The organism is Spirochaetota bacterium (assembly GCA_038043445.1).
GTDB lineage: Bacteria > Spirochaetota > Brachyspiria > Brachyspirales > JACRPF01 > JBBTBY01.
Genome location: JBBTBY010000019.1, coordinates 1 through 16,840 on the forward strand (window position 1 = coordinate 1; position 16,840 = coordinate 16,840).

Consider the following 16,840-nt stretch of genomic DNA (forward strand, 5'->3'; position numbering starts at 1 on the left):
TTGTTTCCCGACAATGGGACATATTTCATTGAAACCGCGTATGGGCAGCTTAAAGGGATTGGCTACCGTGGTACCGGGACAATCCACGAACCTGGCGGTGGTGTTGGCGGATTATCCGAGAATTTTGGAGAAAGATTTAAAAGTATATGTCGTGGTATTAAGCAATTAGCGGAGAGAAATCCGGATATCAGTATAGTTTATCCGGTACATCTAAATCCCAATGTTCAGGAGCCCGCAAACCGGATTTTAGGAGGGCTGGATAGAATATTATTTTGAACCGATGAAGATATATTTCTCCAATGCGAAGACCAAGTCGCGCCGAAAGAAATAAGAACGATGCCGCCCTCATTCGCCCCGATATTCTCCGACCACGCCGTCCTCCAGCGAGGAAAACCCATGCCTGTATGGGGAAGGTCCGATGCGAACGCCGATGTGTCGGTAATGCTCGCCGGTCAGACAAAGACCGCACGCGCCGATGTCAATGGCAAGTGGCGTGTCGTCTTCGATCCGCTTACGGCCGGCGGGCCGCATGTTCTCTCCGCAGCCTCTGCGGGGGCATCGCTCGATATCAATGATGTTCTCATCGGTGAAGTATGGCTCGCGTCCGGTCAGTCGAATATGCAGTTCAGCATCAATGGATGCGCCGAACGGGATGAAGCGCTTGCTGCCGCAAATAACCCCACTATCCGCATGAATCGCGGCAACGGCTGGCTCGTATGCTCAGCAGAAAGCCTGCCGTCATTTTCCGCCGTCGGCTTTTTCTTCGCACGAAAAATAGCGGATGAACTCTCGATTCCCGTCGGTATCATCGACAGGAGCGCGGGCGGCACGCGCATCGAGGCGTGGATGTCGCGCTCGTCGCTTTCCATAAGCCCCAACGGGCGTGCGATACTCTCGCTCGCGGCAACGGATGAGGTGTGCGCCGCGGCCCTTGCCGATGAAGAGGATATACGCCGATGGTCACAGGACCCGAAGTCCCCGCCGCCGCCGCCCAGGCTCAATAAATGGCGACTGGGGCGTGCGCTTCCCGTCACGCTGTATGAAAAACACATCATGCCGATAGTCCCGTACGCGATACGCGGCGTGCTCTGGTATCAGGGTGAGAGCAATGCGGCGACCGTCGAGGATGCGGTCAATTATCGGGGGCTATTGCCCGCGCTCATCGGCAATTGGCGCGGTGTGTGGGATGAGCGCGCGCTCCCGTTCATCTTCGTACAGCTTCCCAATTATAAAGGAGATGTACCCGCGGCATGGGCTCACATCCGCGAATCGATGCTCAAGGCGCTTTCGCTTTCAGCGACGACCATGGCGGTGACCATCGATCTCGGGGAATCGAATGATATACATCCGGCGAGAAAACGCGATGTCGGCCATAGACTCGCACTCGCTGCACTGAACATGGCATATGACAGAACGGCACTGTTCACCGGTCCGCGGTATTCCGGGATGAAGGTGAACGGGGGCGAGATACGATTGTCATTTGAGAACACCGGCGAAGGACTCATGGCAGCGGATAAGGATGCGGTGAAGGGGTTCGCCATCGCCGCTGCGGATAAGAAATTCCATCCCGCAAAAGCGGCCGCGTATGGATCGAGCGTTGTCGTGAAAAGCTTTTTCGTCGCGCGTCCGTTCGCCGTGCGCTACGGATGGGAGAACGATCCTGCATGCGATCTTACCGATTCGTCAGGACTGCCGGCATCGCCGTTCCGTACCGATGAATGGTAATCGTATCAGCTCCGTGCAACGACCCCGATGCGTATCGACCATGAATATTTATTGTAATCGATGAGCGATTCGCCGTAGCCCACCCATCCCTGTCCGAAGAAACCCACGCCGGGCAGGGGCGATATGACCTTCGCTGTCACTTCGGCCCAGTAGCGCTCCGTTGTCAGCCCGAAGCTGACAGAATCGCCGAACGAAAATCGCCCGTCGATGTTCAGTATCTCCGTCCGATCGATCTTTATCCGAACGAACGCCCCGAACTCGAAGCTGCCCATGAAAAGCCGAACATCGGGGTTGTCCTCTATCCTGAAATAATACGAGTACCGCGCATTGATGCCGACCTGGAACACGGATCCGACCGCGAGCTGCAGGAAGGCATAGAGGCGGTCTATGCTTCTGGAATTCGTTCCGTCCTTGCCGTTCGATCGATGATCGAAGCCGAGCTGGACCACATCGAGGAGGAACGTGCGCACATTGCCGAAGGGGTTGTATCCGGATTCGTAGCGCAGGAACACCTCGGGGTTGAACGTGAAATCGCGGAACGGTCCGGAGAGCGTATACAGGTCCCAGAACATGAGCTGCGAATACGCGCCGTACAAAAGCCCGCGTATCTTCAGATAATGCAGGATATCGTATTGAAAGCTCAGCTGCACCTTTACCTGGTCCTTCTGCAGGCCGAATGCGATGTATGACGGATGATAGATCGTGAGCGGGTCTTCCCGCACTATCCTGCCGTCGCGGTAATTCGTGATGATGTTGGTGACGACATTGGTTATCACCAGTGCGTCAGCCGATACGCTTTCAGCGCCGCCCGAGATATCCTCGGCCTTCATGGTGAGCGTACATGCCATGAGGACGAATACCGCGAGCAAGCCTTTTTTGTGATACATAACAACTCCCTTCTTATTTTTGATCGCCGGAATGCAATCTTTCTTTCCATGTTGATATCATCTGCAGCGCCGCAAGCGGTGTGAGCGTATCGGCATCGATCTTCCTTATCTCCGCTTCTATCTCGCTTTCCTTCGCTTCATCGGCGAAAAGCGGCAGCATATCCTTTTTCTTCGATGCCTTTCCCGCGGAGCCTTTCTCAAGGATGTTCACCTGTACTTCGCCGTCGCGTTCGAGCTGCGCGAGTATCGCTTCCGCGCGCGTCGTGACCGATCCCGGCACGCCGGCAAGTTTCGCCGCGTAAATGCCGTAGCTCGCCTTCGCGGGGCCGGCGACGACCTTCTTCATGAACACTATTTCGCCCTTGTGTTCGCGTACGAGCACGCTCGCGTTCTTTACGCCGGGAAGTTCTTCAAGCAGCGTAAGCTCGTGATAATGCGTGGCGAAAAGGGTCTTTCCCGCTTTTTTCGGATTGCCGGAAAGATATTCCACTATCGCCCAGGCTATCGCCCAGGCTATCGCCATGCCGTCGTACGTGCTCGTCCCGCGTCCTATCTCATCCATGATGATGAGGCTTCGGTTCGTGCAATTGTTGAGGATGTTGGCCGTTTCGTTCATTTCCACGAGGAAGGTGCTTTCCCCGCGTGCGATATTGTCCGATGCGCCCACCCGTGTGAAGATCCGGTCGACGATGCCGATGGACGCTTCGCGCGCGGGGACGAAGCTCCCGATCTGCGCGAGGAGAACGATGAGCGCCGTTTGTCTGAGATAGGTGCTCTTCCCGCTCATGTTCGGGCCGGTTATGATGATGAGGCGGTGCTCGCTCGCATCGAGGGTCACATCGTTGGGGATGAACGCGTTTGACGATAGATATTCCTCGACGACGGGGTGTCGACCATCCTTGATATCGATGGCGCTGCCGGTATCGATATGCGGGCGTGTGTAGCGCCGCTTGACCGCGCATTGTGCGAGGGCGGAGAACACATCGGCGAGTGCTATCGCTTCGGCCATGGATTTCAGCGCATCGATATGCGTGCGTATCTCTTCGCGCACCGTAAGGTATATCTTCTCTTCGAGGGAATTCCCCTTCTCGTTCGCATCATTGATGACCGCTTCATGCGCGGAGAGTTTTTCGGTGGTAAAGCGTTCGCTCCCGACAAGCGTCTGCCGCTTGATGAATGTCGATGTGACGTTCTTGAGCTGTCCCTTCGTCACCTCGATGAAATATCCGATTATATTATTATACCGTATCCGAAGGTTCGATATCCCCGTTTCTTTTTTGTATTCCTCTTCGAGGGCAAGTATCCACTGCCGCCCTTCGCGCCGCGCTTCATTGTACTTCGCGAGCGTCGCGTCGAAACCGTCCTTGATGATGCCGCCTTCGTTGATCGCTATCGCCGGTTCTTCGAGTAACGCGCGTTCGATGATATCGATGACCACGCGGCATTCTTTTTCAGAGGCGAAACGTTCGTCCTTGTATCCGTCGGCGAGAAGCTTTTCGGCGCCGGCACAGGCGTTCATGAGCGAAAGTTTGAGCGATACCATATCCTTCGGGTTCAGGCGACCAAGTGCGAGCCTCGTTACCAGGCGTTCGATATCGTGAACCTGCTTCAAGTCATCGCGTACCGATGAGCGGACGGCTGCGTTCGTGACGAAAAAATCAACGCGGTCAAGACGCTCATTGACCGCGTTCGCATCGATGAGCGGGTTGACGATGAACTGCTTTAACCGCCGCGCCCCCATGCCGGTGAGCGTCTCATCGATGACGGAGAGGAGCGTGCGGTCGTTCTTCCCGCTTACGGCGGCAAGTTCAAGGCTTGTCTGCGTCGCATCGTCAAGCACCATATGCGCACTGCGATTATAGAGCGAAAGCGTTCTGATATGCGAAAGGGACGACTTCTGCATTTCCGACAGATAGTGGATAAGTCCGCCCGCCGCACTGATGACGAGAGGCGTATCGTCGATGCCGAAGCCCTTAAGCGTCGCCACCGCAAAATGGCGTATGAGCGTATCGCGCGCGTAATCCGCTGCGAACGACCAGCCGCCGACACGGCTCACATAGATGTCCGGCGATCGTTTCAAGAGCGCGGCTATATCGGCATTCTCTTCGTACGTGTCGGGGATGAGTATCTCTTTCGGTGCGAAACGGGCTATCTCGTCAGCGATCGATGCGATGGGGTCGTGCGCAATTTCTATCGAAATGAATTCCCCGGTCGAGACGTCGGCCACCGCAATGCCCGCGCTCTCTCCGTTCTCGGCAAGCGCAATGGACAGCGTGTAATTGTTCGATCGACCGTCGAGGAGCCGGTTCTCTATCACCGTGCCCGGCGTCATCACCTGCGTCACATCGCGTTTGACGATGCCCTTCGCCTGCCGGGGGTCCTCGAGCTGATCGCAGATGGCGACCTTCTTACCGGCCTTTATCATGCGGGCGAGATAATTATCCGCCGCATGATACGGCACTCCGCACATGGGGATGTCGTTCCTTTTGGTGAGCGTAAGCTCGAGGATGCGCGATGCCTCGACGGCGTCGTCGAAGAACATCTCATAGAAATCGCCCAGGCGGAAAAAGAGGAATGCGTCCGGGTATTTCGCCTTTATCTCCCGGTACTGACGCATCATCGGTGTGCTTTCGTCGGCCATGGACCATCCATTCGTGATAGGTGCATCGAGTGTACAGTGAGCGCGTGTTTTTTTCAATGAAGCGGTGCATGAGAAGGATGCGCTTGCCAGGCGTGGATGCAGTTGCGAAAAGAGAGAACAAGGGGTCATGACCCCTTGTTCTCAGCGATCCTGATGACACTGTCATGCGAACGCGCCTGTTGGGGGAGATGACAGATGTATTCGCAATAACCCGAAAGCGATTTGACTTTCTCAAAAAAAGCGTTATTTATATAGCCGTGCACGTGAACGGAAAATATCGAAGAGCAGGGCATAGATGATCGACAGCTATGCATTGGCGAAATTATGCGGGGTTTCGCGGGGGACCGTGGACAGGGCGCTTAACGGCAGGGCCGAGGTGAGCGAAAAGACGAAGTCGCGGATACTCCGCATGGCAGCGAAGCACGGGTATAAGCCCAATGAGCTCGGGCGTGCCCTTGTGACCGGGCGTACCATGACGGTCGGCGTCATCGTGTTCGATCTTGCGAACAGCTTTTTCACCGAGATAGTGAGCGCGCTCGAGGCGTCGCTCCGAGAAATGGGGTATCGCATGCTTCTTTCGCTTTCGCAGAAGGACAGTGCGCTGGAAATAGAGAGCATTGACTATTTCGCGCAGAAAAAGGTCGATGGCCTTGTTCTCATGCCGTGCAGCCGCGCGGACGATGTTGGCAGGCATCTGAAATCGTTCTCGGGACCGGTCGTTACTTTCGGCAACAGGCTTCCTCCGGTGTCTTTCATCGGCATCGATGAGCGCGCCGCTATTCGCGATGCGGTACTGCATGCGGTGTCAAAAGGATATCGGCACATCATCTATTACTGCCCGCCGATGCGTCACAAAGGGTCGATGAATCTCTGGGCGCAGGAGGAGCGTTACGCCGGATTCGCCGCGGTAGCGGAAGGAGCGGCGGTATCGCATGAGAGCATCATCGATGGAGCGCAGATCGAAAAGCTCATTGCGGGCGGGTTCTCGGGAAGGACCGCCGTCATCTGCTCGAACGATATCTATGCAATAGAGCTTTTACGCCATGCAGAGTCCTCCGGCAGGTGCATACCGCGCGACTTCGGCCTTATCGGTTTCGACAATATTGCGCCGCTCGCGTACATAAAGCCGCGCATAACGACCGTGGCATATCCCACGGAGAATACGGGACGCGCGCTTGCCGCGAAGCTTCTTGCGCTGATGAAGAAGGATGCGGCGGCAGAGGGGACCATCGTACATGAGATCGTTCCGGGTGAAACGCTTTGATAGAACAAGTGAACACGAGGAGTACAGCATGAAGTACCGCGGTGAAAAGACGAAGGAGATATCGTTCCCGCTCGGCGGCATCGGCGCAGGGTGCATAGGCATCGCCGGTGACGGACGACTTATCGATTGGGAGATATGCAACAAGCCCAACAAGAACAGTCTCAACGGCTTCTCGCATTTCGCGGTGAAGGCCGAGGACGGCGATCGTGTTCTCGATACGCGCGTGCTTGCGGGCAGGCTCAAGCCGCCGTACAGCGGCACGTCAGCGACGGGTAATCATTCGCACGGGTTCGGCTTCGGTCCCAACCGGGCGACGATGGCGGGACTTCCGAATTTCGGCACGGTCGATTTCAGCGGTGAATATCCCTTCGCAACGCTCACGTTCAGGGACAGGAAATTCCCCGGCACCGTGACGATGACGGCGTGGAGCCCCTTCATCCCGCTCAATGACAGGGATTCGAGCATTCCGGCATCGTTCTTCGAGATAACGGTGACGAACACCGGGAAAAAGGCGCTCACGTATACAGCGGCGTGCACGATGCGCAATCCGCTCCCCGAGAACACGGTCAACAGGCATTCATGTGCTGAAGGGATATCGTCGATAAAACTTGCGAGCACGAAATACGCCGCGGACGATGTTGCGTTCGGCGATTGTACCGTTGCGACCGATGCACGGGACACGAGCTTTCAGGAGTACTGGTTCCGCGGGACCTGGTTCGATAATCTCGGCATTTACTGGCAGGATATAACACGGCCGGGAGCGTTCAAGGATCGCACGTATGATGCTCCGGCGAAGGATGATCACGCTACGCTCGCCGCGCGTATCTCTGTCGCGCCGGGAAAGACAGAACGCGTACGCTTCGTCATTTCATGGAATTTTCCCAACTGCACGAACTACTGGAACCCGGAGAAATGTAATTGCGAGGGCGAGTGCAAGGATAAACCGAGGACGTGGAAGAACTATTATGCCGCGCTGTTCGGGGATTCGACTGCAAGTGCACGGTACTCACTGACACAATGGCAGCGTATGTACGATGAGACGAGGAAGTTCAAGGATGCGCTCTTCGGCTCGACGCTTCCCCCCGCGCTCATCGATGCGATATCGGCGAATCTGTCGATACTGAAATCGCCGACCTGTCTCAGGCTCGAGAACGGCGAATTCTACGGATGGGAGGGCTGCTACGGCAATGCAGGCTGCTGCGAGGGCTCGTGCACGCATGTGTGGAACTATGCCTATGCGCTCCCGTTCCTCTTTCCGAAACTCGAGCGTTCGATGCGCGACCTCAATTACCGGTTCAATCAGCGTGAGGACGGCGGCATGGTCTTCCGCATCAAGCTCCCGCTCGGCCGCGACCGCGGTGCGATGCGCCCCTGCGCGGACGGGCAGTTCGGCGATGTCATTAAGGCATATCGCGATTGGAAAATATGCGGCGATACGGAGTGGCTGCGGACGCTCTGGCCCGCGGTGAAGAAATCCATTGAGTTCGCCTGGGCGCCGACGAACGAGGATGCGTGGGATGCGGATAAGGACGGCGTGCTCGAGGGGCGGCAGCATCACACGCTCGATATGGAGCTTTTCGGACCGAACTCGTGGCTTACCGGTTTCTATCTCGCAGCGCTCAAGGCGGGGAGCGAGATGGCTGCAGCTATGGGTGAGGATGCGACAGCAAAGGAATACCGAGCGCTTTTCGAAAAAGGGAAAGCGTGGACGGATGAACATCTGTTCAACGGTACGTATTATCAGCAGGACATCGGCCTCAAAGACAGATCCATCGTGGAAAAATTCGGTGCGCTCAATTATTGGAATGACGAACACAAAGAGATGAAATATCAGATCGGCGAAGGGTCATCCATTGATCAGGTGCTTGCGCAATGGCATGCGAACCTGTGCGGGCTCGGCGATATCTTCGACAGGAAGAAACGTCGATCCGCGCTCAGGTCGATATATCGGCACAACTACAAACGATCGTTCGCCGATTATGTGAACCCATGCCGTCTCTATTCGGTGTACGATGAGAAAGGCGTTGTCATCTGCGACTGGCCGGAGGGTACGTATAAGCCGGTGGTGCCGGTGCCGTATTCCGAGGAGACGTTCTACGGCTGCGAATACTCCGCCGCATCGCATATGATACAGGAAGGGCTCGTCGATGAAGGGATAGAGATCGCGACCGAAGTGCGCAAGAAGTTCGACGGCGAGAAGCGCAATCCGTGGAATGAATTCGAGTGCGGTTCGAATTACGCACGATCGATGGCGTCGTATGCATTGCTCAATGCGATGAGCGGTTTTGAATACGATATGACGAAGGGGATGATAGAGTTCTCGCCGCGGGTGAAGGGTACGTTCAGGACGTTCTGGTCGCTCGATGGCGCCTGGGGTACAGCGGAACTGTCATCGGCAGCCATTGCGCTTACGGTGCTTTACGGAGAATTGAAATTATCGACGATACGCTCGTCGGTGCTTGCGGGAAAAAAAGTATCGGCCGCTCTTGTCGGAAAGCGCCCCCTGCGATTCGTGCCTGCGGACAGGGGTATACAGTTCGATGAAGCGTTACAGCTCAAGGCATCGGAAGTATGCGTTATTCGTTTCGCGGGAAAGAAAGCCAAGCGGTGATCGTTCACAGGCCGAGCGCGGATAACCATGCTGCTGCGATAAGCGCATGCCCCGCGACGTGAAGGCGGCCTTGGGGACGTGATCTATCGGTGATCAAGCATCACTGAAATATGATCTCTCACCCCGTTCTCAAGCGCTTCCGGATAGGTGATCCCCCATTTCACGCAGGCTTCTTTTGCATCGCGGCTGAAGAGATCGAATTCGATCGTCAGTATCCGCCGGATGTCATCCGTCGATCGTGCGCCGAAATATACGAGCAATCCCCCGCGGTGTTTTTCATCGAGATGCGCGACATCACGCGCCCACCAGTTCCAAACCTCGTCGGGATGGAGCGCGTTGAGCAGACGAACATGTGTTTGGAACAGCACCGATTGCACGTAGAGCATCTTGAATATATCCTGCCGCCGACCGTACTTGCCGTTGAGATAGGCGTACACCCAGTATTTATCGATTATTCCGCTGATCGTGTGCGCCTCGAACTGCGGCGGGAGCGGTCGTTCTGCGTTGTTGGCGATGCCGATTTTATCGAAGAGGAAGCGATACGATGAGCGATCCTTGTTCTTCTGGAACGCCGATGCCCTCATGATGGTGAAGTCATAGAGATAGTGCTTTTCGTTCGCGGCGAACAGGAACGCATAATTGCCGGAATCCGGCCGTTCGCCCTCCGGGAGCCAGACGAGCGTGGGGCCGCAGAGCAAATCGCAGACGGAACGTAATCCATTTCGCGCCGCCTGGTAGTCCTCATCGCGGAACACCGCGGCAACATCGATGTCGGAAAAGCGGTCGGCTGTGCCGGCAGCGAGCGATCCCCAGAGATACATGGCGATGCAGCTGCCATCGTCGCGGTAATGCGCTATGAGCCTTTCGAGAGAACTGTTGAGGACCGGGTCTATCGGGAATGAGGTATTGTCACTGTTCGAAAGCGATGTCATAGGAGGTCCTTCATCGTATGTTCGTAGATGATAATACACTGCGAGGGGTGCGTATACGGACAAACTTGACAATTAGGATGATTTTATTGACATGAGGCGTCTTCTGTGAAACGTGTGTTTGCGATAGTAGAAAATACATGATGGGGCGATAAGAGAAGAGAGGATGTACCCGGATTCACGGATTAGCCGGATTTTGTTGACGATGTAATCGAGCTCATCTGGTCGATGCAAATCGCGGCTTTGCCGCCTTGTATAAGTGAGCGCACAGAAGGTGCACATGCATGCCTCTCGCTTCGTTCCAGCCTGCGCTTGCAGAATACGGTGGGACAAGGATATAGAACAGGGAATTCGTTATTATTATTGATGGGTTTAGCGGATGAACAGCGGTCCGAATTTCAGCGGATCTTTGCTTTCAACAATGCCGCCGAAAAGCCTGAGGCCGTGCCGTTTGCTTCCTGCGCCGTCGATATCGTTCACCGCGACCGACAGGCCGAATGTTCGTCCCGGCTTCGGTCGTTCAGCAAGTCCGAGCGTCGCCCACGGGAAAAGTATATCATAGCGGGTGACCGATCCCTCGCGCACGATGCCGGATTTTACTTGCGGTTCATCGCACATTCCGGGAAGATCAGAATATGATATCCATCGATAGACAAGCGCGTTGGCATTACCTTTTGCCAGACCATATTCAAAAACTCTATGCCCGTTAAGCCACCTGCCGGAATTCGGCAGCCATGGCTCATCCCTATCCACATCGAATGCAATTTGTATAGAATCCTCCGCCCACATTTCAGATGCGCTTTTTTCCTGACGGTGCACATCATCAGTTACGAGCGCGTAGAATCGCAGCCCGTCATCGGATAATGTAAAGGCGATTCGCGCTGAGCAATCATCGACAGCGAACGGTTTCGCATTGTCGCCCAGGGTGAACGGATCATTGGCGGAAATATCGAAGTACGGCAATGCGCCGTCGTCCGCCGGAGTACCCGGACTGCCGGCAGAGACTATGGTAAAATCGAACGGCACATCGCTATGATGGTATATGCCCCCCACCATTGTCTCTGCGATAGAGCGCCCGGTGTACCGGCGTCCTTTGCTGATATCTTCGAGTACTGTTCTTATCTCACACTGCTCATTGCTGCCAAGCGTCACGGACTCTTGGAATAAGTCATGCGCCGCGTCAAATGCCGTGCGAGTACGGACAGGGACCGGCGATGTAAAATACGATGTTACAGTGAGCACCAAGCTCGGGCGTGCATCATTCGCCGCCCATGCAAGACGGCATGCGGATGCTGACAGCGGCGATACTACATCGACAGGCTGCATCTCCCACGACGCCCCGTTCTTCCCCAGAAGCGTATAGCGCCCCGGTACGGTATCGAGCGTTGTGATGATCTCTCCGTTCTTCACAGCAAGTGATGCAACGCCGAGCACATTGATGAGCGGCAGCTTGATCTTTTTCCCGGTGACAACGGATATCGGTTCACGGATGACCGGCTGTGCGAATTTCGTATCCTGAACATCGAAATAGATCGGGGACGGCCCGATGGGAACACCGGCACGCAGAGCGATCGGGCGTCCCATCATGTCCGAACAGGCGGCTGAAGCGGGCAAATCGAAAGAATTGCTTTTCGTGTCCCAGAGCACGGCCGAAGAGCGGTCATCTTTGCGCATGAGAACAAGATAGGTGGTCGGGGAGAGATTGAACCGCGTACTTTCGATCGTTCCGGCCGAATGCCGCGCGAACGCTGCGTGGGCGGCGTACGCGGGCTTCGGCGTCCTATCCTTACGAAGTATGGAAAAATTATGTTCTCCGGCGTTCGGGGTCTGATAAAGCATGCAGAAATAATTGAGCCCGTCGATATGCTCTGCCGAAATGAGTGAAAGCGCGCGCACGATGTATTGCGCCTGCGTGAGCTCATCCACCGGTTTCTGCCATGTACCCTCCATTGTCGTCCAGCCGAATTCGGTGAAATATACGGGAAAGTCTTTCTTTCCGATGGAAGCAAGATATTTTTTGAGCGCGATAACATTCGCGATGAACTCGCCTTCCGGTTCGGTGCCCTGTACATAGGCGTGAATTGAAAGCCCGTCGAGATTATCCAGCAAACCGAGTTTTACAAGCTTGTCAAGCAAAGATACTTGTATGCTGCAGAACGCCGGTCCGATGACCTTTATCGAGGGATCGACCGACTTCACCGCCTGTGCGACGACGGCATGATAGCGGACCATGTCCTCCTGCGAGCCTTTCCAAACCGCGTCCGGCTCGTTGATCACTTCAAGGTATTTAACCGTACGCGGTCGATCGAACACGTATCGTATCAAATTACTGAGCTCATCCCAGCTTTTCGGGGTGTACACCTTATAGCTCCACGGCCCCAGTGTTACATCCGGCGGCACATCCATTATCCAAAGGGGAGGCGCCCAGAGACATGATATCATCTTCTCGTTCGTCGGAATTACAAGATTATTTGATCCGGTAAAGCCCGTCGGCGTTCTCTGGTACGACTGCATTCCAATAAAATTCCTATTCCATGCACCGCCGGCATTGATGGAAAAATTCGACACTGCGGTCACATTAAAAAACCCGAGCGGCGATTGAAGCCGGACGGCATCGGGCATCGGGGCTCCGATAACGGCGGCAGTTATGCGGTTGGTGACGGTGAATCCCGAACGGTATGCTGCCGACGCTTCGACGGAGTAATATCCCTTCGCCGTGAGCTCGACAGAAATGTTCGATTGACCGGCGGGAAGCTGCATCTCCCGAAGCACACTGCCATTCTCTTCGATGAGGCGAATGCACCCGTTCGTGATGCCGTCGGCATTCGGCACGGCAAGTGTTATGCTGCCGCTATCGGCAGTGAAGACATTTCCCTCGGCGGCCGAACTGAACTTGATCTCCGGCGTATCGGGAATTCCCTCGACAACAATGTCGTCGATCCATATGGCGCCTTTGTCGAGCGCTTTATTCTCGACGGAAAGATAAAACACGAAACCGGTGGCTGCCGCGTTGAGGTCGGCTTTCTTTTCAACGAGCGTCCAATCGGCGGCAGTCCCCAAGACGATGAGCGGCGTTTTTCCCGAAAGCCAGCCGACGACACCTTTCGGCGAGTTCTCAAGCCCGAGCACCGCAGCATCGGCGTCGGCAAGCCCCTCGGTCCTCATGTAGAATCTGATAAGCACCTTCGAGAATTTCCTGTCGCGGGGCAATTGTATGCCGATGTGCTGCCGGCGTGCGCCCTCGGACGGCCGGGTGGGCGTGAACTTCGCGCAGTATTTTCCCGCATGCGGACTTGCGTCGACGGCGAACGTGAAATTGCTGCGGTTGCCCTCGGCGCCCCAATTGTTGACCGAGCCGTTCTCGAAATCGATGTTCGTGACGGCGATGTTCGACACGCCGCTGCACCATACGGCGCCGGCCAACATCGCGGCGAAGCATATGCCGACGACGCGTTTCATTGTATGCCCTCGATCGAAAGGTCGTCGATCCACACGGAGCCCTTGCCGAGCGCTTTGTTTTTTATGACAAGATACAACACAACGCCGCTCGTCGCCGCCTTGATATCGGCTTTCGCCTCAACGAACGTCCACTCTGCGGCGGGCTTGAGCTGGATGAGCGGAATATTCCCTGAAAGCCAGCCGACGACACCTTTCGACGAATTTTCCAGCCCGTTCATCGTTGCGTCCCCATCGGCGATGCCCTCGGTCCGTAGGTAGAAACGGATATGCACTTTTGAAATTTTCTGTCCACTGGGCATAGAAAATCCCATGTAACGACGTCGCTCACCCTCGGACGGTTTAGTGAGCGTGAGCCTCGCGCAATATCGCCCGCTATGCGTATTCGTTTCGTCCACGGTGAATGTGAAGTTGCTGCGGTTCCCCTCGATGCCCCACTTATCGACCGTACCGTTCTCGAAATCGAATTTGGCGATAAGTACCGTCGATTGCGCGATGATCCGGAACGATACGGCCGCAAGGAACACAATAATCATGCTGCGTAAACGGCGCATTGCTTTTCTCCTGCAGGGAACTTCGGCGTGAAAGAACGACGATAATACTATAGTACACTATCCGCGTATTGTCCACAACTTTTACGCATTCGGAACACCGAACGAATCTAATGCGCCTGGTGAACGGACGCATTGCGCTTGCGATACACGGTCGGCAGCAGGCCGAAACGTTTTTTGAAAAAGCGGTTAAAGTGCTCGTGGCTCTTATAGCCGACCTCAAAATAGATATCGGTCACTGTCATTGCCGTTGAACGCAGATAGAACGCCGCGCGGTCAAGACGAATGTTATTCACATATGAGGTGAACGTCACCCTGAATTCTTTCTTGAATTTGATAAGGAAATACGCATGGCTCATGCCGAAACGGCGCGCGATCTGCCGGATATTCGCAGCCGAGGAGGAACGGCGGCTGCAATAGTCGATAACCGATGACCGAAATACATTCCCCTCACCGGCGGAGCGCTGCACAGGTCTGCTTTTTCTGAGCGAAGAACCGCGTACGATAAGCCGCGGCTCGATGAGGATACGCTGCCCTCGTGCCGGACGTTTTCTCTGTACGATCTCAGCGAGCATGCGCACGGCCATCCTTCCCGTTTCATGCGCTTCGATATCGACCGTGGTAAGCGGTCGTGGGCCAGGTGCTGCATCGCTCGCCGAAATTATCGAATGTGGATAGACGATGTTGTCAATACCGGTGATCGCGATCGTGTCGGGAATACGTATTCGCCGTTTGTCCGCATATATCCAGAAAAGATACGCACTGTAATCATTATCGAATACCAGCGCCGACGGATGCTGCCCCCTCGCCATGGTGGAAAAGACGTCCTCGTACTTTGATGTTTCGCCGCGTGACGATGCGCTTCGCTGCGGAAGCCGCACCTCGATACCATACCGTTGTGCTGATCGCAGCAACGCATGCCGCCTCCTTCGGGTGAAAGAGAGCGAACCTGCGCCGTAAAAACCAACCGACGGGTGACCCTCCGCGACGAGATGTGATACGATGAGGTCGATCGCCTGTTCATCATCAAGCTTCACGACATTGCTGTCGGGGCCTCCGTTTTCAAGTACATTCACGCACGGGAGAAGCCGCTCCAATGCCCGCCATGCGCGCACCTCGCCCGGTTGTGCAAGCGGCATTGCCGCGATGAGTCCGTCATATCGTTTATATGCCCGCTTTTTTAACAGATCATTCAAGCGCACACGATCATCGAAATAGTCGACGCCGGCCGCATAACGACACGACTCCTCGGCGACCCCGCGCATGAGATCGACCGTCATGGCGTGCTGAGAGAAGATGATCTGTGCATCACTGGAAAAAAAGGCGATCCGCATTGTCGCCATAGTATACTCCCGTCATCGTATACCGTCAAATCAATAAATATACTGCCTCGCACTTCGCTGCGGCTATGAAATGCAGTGCCCCCACCCACCCGGTTTTTCACCGTCAAGCAGCACTTGTGCATTCGCTTGCGCATCACTTGTGCCGGGATTGCGCGCGAATGCGTATGATCCTGAAAGATCGGAGGCATACTCAACAAGCCAACCCTTTTCGACTTTTTCTTTATTGAAAGAGGCGTTTCCTTTCATGCCCCGATGATGACATCCGCCGCCTCGAAAAGCGATGTTACTATCGCATCCGGCCGACAGTCCGATCCCTCCGGCAGCCCTTTTTTCCTCCAGTCATGCCACACGGTATACAACCCCATCGCACCCGGCACACGCACTTCCCATTCGAGATTGTCTCCGAAAATAGCCGTTTCTTCAGGCGAAGCCTTCAGTGCAGAAAGCGCCTCGCGGTACACACGTTCCTCTGGTTTTCCGTAACCGAGCTCGCCCTCGATGAACATATGCGGAAAATATTTTGCGATGTCGAAGCGTTTGAGCTTTCCGCGCTGTATATGCGATTCCCCGTTCGTCACGAGCACAAGGCGTATCCCCCGCTCAGTAAGGGCAGTAAGCATTTCATGCGCCCCCGGCAGCAGGAAGATATTCTCATCGCGTACGAATGAATAGCGGTCGGCGATGATGACGGCATCCTCTCTGGAAAGCCAGGGGAGCTCATCGGCCGCCAGGCGCATGGTGATGCGGCGCGATCCGGCAAGATCGTTCCTGCCCCTGCGGTGGCGTTGTGCATCGCTCCAATACCAGCGATTGACGCGCTTTATCGTCTCGTAGAGCGTATCGATATCACAGTGCGGGTTTTGCATTGCGTATTCATCGAGTACGGTGCGCCATGAGCGCTCTGAAACGCCGTCGAACGCTATGAGCGTATCATCAAGATCGATGATGGCGGCTGTACGTGTATTTCTTACGGGCGCCACGCGCGCTCTACCGCGGTATGCACATCGGCGAACGATACGCCTTTTTCCCGGGCGATGCGTTCGACATCGTCGTATTCCGGTTTCATCTTTATCGCGTTGCCGGCACGCGCTATCTTCACACGTACGGTGCCATATTCGGTCTCGACGGACTTCATCTCCCGCGGGAGCTTCATCTTGCTGACAGGGACGATGCGAAGCCCGTTGGATGATGTTTCGCGCAATATGATATCGGCGAAGCGTTCTGTATCTCCTTCCGTGAGCACGGAGAGCGTAAATGCGGCACGCGATTTTTTCATCACGATGGGCGTGAGCCACACGTCATCGGCCCCCGCCTCGCGGAGGAGCGTCTGTACATACGCAAGCGCTTCCGGCGTCATATCATCGATATTGCATTCCAGCACGTGTGCATTCACGTGTGCATTCACGTGTGCATTCACGTGTGCATTCACGTGT

13 protein-coding genes are annotated in these 16,840 nt (G+C 55.3%); 4 read left to right on the plus strand and 9 right to left on the minus strand.

What is annotated here, in order from left to right:
* Together AABZ39_02855 and AABZ39_02860 are read left to right on the plus strand one after the other, a co-directional pair.
* The coding region (locus AABZ39_02855; protein ID MEK6793690.1) for a hypothetical protein at positions 1-276 on the plus strand (276 nt) is incomplete at its 5' end.
* Between the two features lie 60 nt (positions 277-336).
* The gene (locus AABZ39_02860; protein MEK6793691.1) at positions 337-1,725 is read left to right on the plus strand and encodes a sialate O-acetylesterase; all 1,389 of its coding nucleotides are present in this window, start codon (positions 337-339) and stop codon (positions 1,723-1,725) included.
* Positions 1,726-1,730: 5 nt separating this feature from the next.
* On the opposite strand, the gene AABZ39_02865 is transcribed toward AABZ39_02860, so the two are convergent.
* Together AABZ39_02865 and mutS are read right to left on the minus strand one after the other, a co-directional pair.
* Positions 1,731-2,612, minus strand: a complete 882-nt coding sequence (locus AABZ39_02865) for a phospholipase A (protein MEK6793692.1) — start codon at positions 2,610-2,612, stop codon at positions 1,731-1,733.
* 13 nt (positions 2,613-2,625) lie between these two features.
* Positions 2,626-5,253, minus strand: coding sequence for a DNA mismatch repair protein MutS (gene mutS, locus AABZ39_02870; GenBank protein ID MEK6793693.1), 2,628 nt, complete (start codon positions 5,251-5,253; stop codon positions 2,626-2,628).
* Positions 5,254-5,548: 295 nt separating this feature from the next.
* On the opposite strand from mutS, the gene AABZ39_02875 reads away from it, so the two are divergent.
* On the plus strand, positions 5,549-6,517 hold the full coding sequence (locus tag AABZ39_02875; protein ID MEK6793694.1) for a LacI family DNA-binding transcriptional regulator: 969 nt from the start codon (positions 5,549-5,551) through the stop codon (positions 6,515-6,517).
* A 28-nt stretch (positions 6,518-6,545) separates the two neighbouring features.
* The gene (locus tag AABZ39_02880; GenBank protein ID MEK6793695.1) at positions 6,546-9,128 is read left to right on the plus strand and encodes a GH116 family glycosyl-hydrolase; all 2,583 of its coding nucleotides are present in this window, start codon (positions 6,546-6,548) and stop codon (positions 9,126-9,128) included.
* Between the two features lie 83 nt (positions 9,129-9,211).
* Here AABZ39_02880 and AABZ39_02885 read toward each other — a convergent pair whose 3' ends face one another.
* The 7 genes from AABZ39_02885 to larC all read right to left on the minus strand — a co-directional run.
* The gene (locus AABZ39_02885; GenBank protein ID MEK6793696.1) at positions 9,212-10,060 is read right to left on the minus strand and encodes a nucleotidyltransferase domain-containing protein; all 849 of its coding nucleotides are present in this window, start codon (positions 10,058-10,060) and stop codon (positions 9,212-9,214) included.
* A 369-nt stretch (positions 10,061-10,429) separates the two neighbouring features.
* Positions 10,430-13,516 carry a hypothetical protein gene (locus tag AABZ39_02890; GenBank protein ID MEK6793697.1) on the minus strand — a complete coding sequence of 1,029 codons (3,087 nt, stop codon included), beginning with the start codon at positions 13,514-13,516 and terminating at the stop codon, positions 10,430-10,432.
* Positions 13,513-14,067 (minus strand): hypothetical protein, encoded by a 555-nt coding sequence (locus AABZ39_02895; protein MEK6793698.1) that lies wholly within the window; start codon positions 14,065-14,067, stop codon positions 13,513-13,515. Before AABZ39_02895 ends, AABZ39_02890 begins: the two co-directional genes overlap by 4 nt.
* 107 nt (positions 14,068-14,174) lie before the next feature.
* Positions 14,175-15,407 carry a helix-turn-helix domain-containing protein gene (locus AABZ39_02900; GenBank protein MEK6793699.1) on the minus strand — a complete coding sequence of 411 codons (1,233 nt, stop codon included), beginning with the start codon at positions 15,405-15,407 and terminating at the stop codon, positions 14,175-14,177.
* A gap of 63 nt (positions 15,408-15,470) precedes the next feature.
* A complete protein-coding gene (locus tag AABZ39_02905) occupies positions 15,471-15,653 on the minus strand; it encodes a hypothetical protein (GenBank protein ID MEK6793700.1) in 183 nt (60 codons plus the stop codon).
* Positions 15,650-16,387: an HAD family hydrolase gene (locus AABZ39_02910; GenBank protein MEK6793701.1), complete on the minus strand. Its 738-nt coding sequence runs from the start codon at positions 16,385-16,387 to the stop codon at positions 15,650-15,652. The genes AABZ39_02905 and AABZ39_02910 overlap by 4 nt, the downstream gene beginning before the upstream one ends.
* A partial coding sequence (larC, locus tag AABZ39_02915) for a nickel insertion protein (protein MEK6793702.1) occupies positions 16,375-16,840 on the minus strand: 466 nt, incomplete at its 5' end. The genes larC and AABZ39_02910, both read right to left, overlap by 13 nt.